The following is a 2,664-nucleotide window of genomic DNA, read 5'->3' on the forward strand; positions in this document are numbered from 1 at the left end:
TGGGTATTCCGGAGCATCGTGACCGCCCATTCCGGCCTATCGTGACCGAGCATTCCGCACGAACGTGACCGGTGATTCCGGGCTCAACGTGACCGATTTCTGGCCGGTCCGGAATCACCGATCACGATGGCGGAATCACCGGTCACGGCAGCGGAACGCTGGCGTACGTCAGCGTGTTGGTGTTGCGCATTTCATCCACCCCATGCGGGTAGCCTGCCCGGCTTTTGCCGGAGACAGGCTTGCCCGCACCAAGGATCAACATGCGCAAGATCAGAGACGTCCTTCGTCTCAAACTCGAAGCCCGCCTCTCCCATGAACGGATCGCGGCTTCACTCGGCATCTCCAAGGGCGTCGTGGCCAAGTACGTCGGCCTTGCCAGCGTCGCGGGCCTGGACTGGCCCACCATTCAAACGCTCAGCGACACGGCGCTGGAGCGTCGTGTCGTGCAAGGCCGGCTGGACCGTCCCTCGCACTACGTGCTGCCTGACTACGGCCGCGTGCACCAGGAGCTGCGGCGTAAGGGCATGACCCTCATGCTGCTGTGGGAGGAATACGTCGCGGCCCACCCCGGGCAGCCGACCTACCGCTATAGCCAGTTCTGCGAGCGGTATCGGCGCTATGCACTGCGCCTGAAGCGCTCGATGCGCCAGATCCACCGCGCCGGCGAGAAGCTCTTCGTCGACTACGCCGGCCCCACGGTCGAGCTCGTCGACGGGAGCCGCGTACACATCTTCGTGGCCGCGCTCGGCGCCTCCAGCTACACCTTCGCCTGCGCCACGCCGCGCGAGACCATGGCCGACTGGCTCCAGGGCTGCGCGCGTGCCCTGAGCTTCATTGGTGGCGTGCCGCAGCTCATCGTGCCGGACAACCCCCGCGCGATGATCGCGAACCCCAACCGCTACGAGCCACGGGCCAACGACACGGTGGAGGACTTCGCGCGGCACTACGGCACCTCGGTGCTACCGGCAAGGCCGCGTCATCCGCAGGATAAGGCGAAGGTCGAATCGGCCGTGCAGGTCGTGGAGCGTTGGATCCTGATGCGCCTGCGTCACCAACGCTTCGTGGCCGTGGACGATGTCAACGAGGCGATCGAGCCGTTGCTGGCCAGGCTCAACGGCAAGCCCTTCCAGAAGCTGCCCGGCAGCCGCGCGAGCGCCTTCGCCGATCTAGATGCGCCCGCACTGCAGGCGCTGCCGCTGCAGCCCTGGGAGTGGGCGGCCTTCAAGAGCGTGCGGGTGCACATCGACCATCATGTGGAGATCGAGGGCCACCGCTACAGCGTGCCGCAGAACCTGGTGGGCCTGTTGCTCGAGGCGCGCATCACAGCACACGCGGTCGAGTTGCTGCACCGCGGACAACGTGTGGCCGCGCATCAGCGCAGCGCACACAAGGGTGGCTTCACGACCGTTGTCGCCCACCTGCCGGCAGCGCACCGCGCGCATCTCGAGTGGACGCCCGAGCGCCTGGTGCATTGGGGCCAGAGCATCGGCGTGGCCACGGGCCGCCTGGTGACACGCCTGATCGAGGAGCGTCGCCATCCCGAGCACGGCTACCGGGCTTGCCTGGGGCTGCTGTCGCTGGCGCGTCGCTACGGCAAGGAGCGCCTGGAGGCGGCCAGCCTGATCGCGCTGGAACTGGGCACTGCGAAGTACGTGCATGTGAAGGCCATCTTGGTCAACGAGCGCGACAAGGCGCTCGCGAGCACGGCACCGAGTTGGACCAGTCCGCCTCACGAGCATGTGCGTGGCCCGGCGTATTACCAGTGATCACCGGACTGCATCCGGCACGCGAACCAAAGGAATTCCAATGATGATGAACACGACCCTGGATCAACTGCGTAGCCTGAAGTTGCTGGGCATGGCGGCGGGACTGCAAGACCAGCTCACCAGCGCCGGCATGACGGCCATGAGCTTCGAGGAACGCACGGCCTTGCTGGTGGAGCGCGAAGTGCACTGGCGCGGCGACAAGCGACGCGAGCGGCTCTTGAAGGAGGCGCGCCTGAAGTACCCGCAGGCGGCCATCGAGGACATGGATGCTCGTGCCGGTCGCGGCATTGATCGCAAGGCCGTGATGAGCCTGGCGCTGAGCGACTGGATCGATTCGGGCCACAGCGTGCTGATCACGGGAGCGACGGGGGCCGGCAAATCATGGCTTGCATGCGCGCTGGCGCAGTACGCGTGCCGGCGTGGTCGCTCCGCCTACTACCAGCGCATGCCGCGGCTGGGCGAGGAACTGCGCATCCGCCACGGCAACGGGACCTTCGGAAAGTGGTTGATCCAACTGGCCAAGACCGACGTGCTGCTGCTCGACGATTGGGGCATGGCCGCGCTCGACGTTCAAGCCCGTAGCGATCTGTTGGAGATCATCGACGACCGGGCGGCCAGCAAGGCCACCATCATCACCAGCCAGCTGCCGATCGAGCACTGGCACGCATGGGTTGGTGACGCCACGATCGCTGACGCGATCCTTGATCGATTGATGCAGCAGAACCACCGACTCACCCTCACGGGCGAGTCATTGCGTCAGACCGCGAAAACGCCCCAAAAGGAGAAGAACAAAGACTCATCGTGACCGCCACTTCTACAATCTGAACGCGCAACTCAACACGCGTGACGACCGGTCACGATAGAGCGGAATCGTCGGTCACGTTCGCTGGAATACGCA

The 2,664-nt window shown here is 65.4% G+C and carries 3 protein-coding genes; 2 read left to right on the top strand and 1 reads right to left on the bottom strand.

Going from position 1 to position 2,664, the window contains the following annotated elements; genetic code table 11:
• Positions 1-142 precede the first annotated feature (142 nt).
• Positions 143-268, bottom strand: coding sequence for a hypothetical protein (locus tag AC07RV_RS45780; RefSeq protein ID WP_257015159.1), 126 nt, complete (start codon positions 266-268; stop codon positions 143-145).
• Between AC07RV_RS45780 and istA the strand changes: the two genes are divergently transcribed.
• Positions 240-1,766 carry an IS21 family transposase gene (gene istA / locus AC07RV_RS45785; RefSeq protein WP_492716618.1) on the top strand — a complete coding sequence of 509 codons (1,527 nt, stop codon included), beginning with the start codon at positions 240-242 and terminating at the stop codon, positions 1,764-1,766. The two genes, AC07RV_RS45780 and istA, sit on opposite strands and share 29 nt — an antisense overlap.
• Positions 1,767-1,806: 40 nt before the next feature.
• Positions 1,807-2,571: an IS21-like element helper ATPase IstB gene (gene istB / locus AC07RV_RS45790; RefSeq protein ID WP_492716620.1), complete on the top strand. Its 765-nt coding sequence runs from the start codon at positions 1,807-1,809 to the stop codon at positions 2,569-2,571.
• Positions 2,572-2,664 lie beyond the last annotated feature (93 nt).

The organism is Variovorax sp. GW821-FHT09B01, from assembly GCF_059418345.1.

Bases quoted from the DNA above. Each gene is read 5' to 3' on its own strand.
- istB (WP_492716620.1), top strand. From the start codon at position 1,807: ATGATGATGAACACGACCCTGGATCAACTGCGTAGCCTGAAGTTGCTG.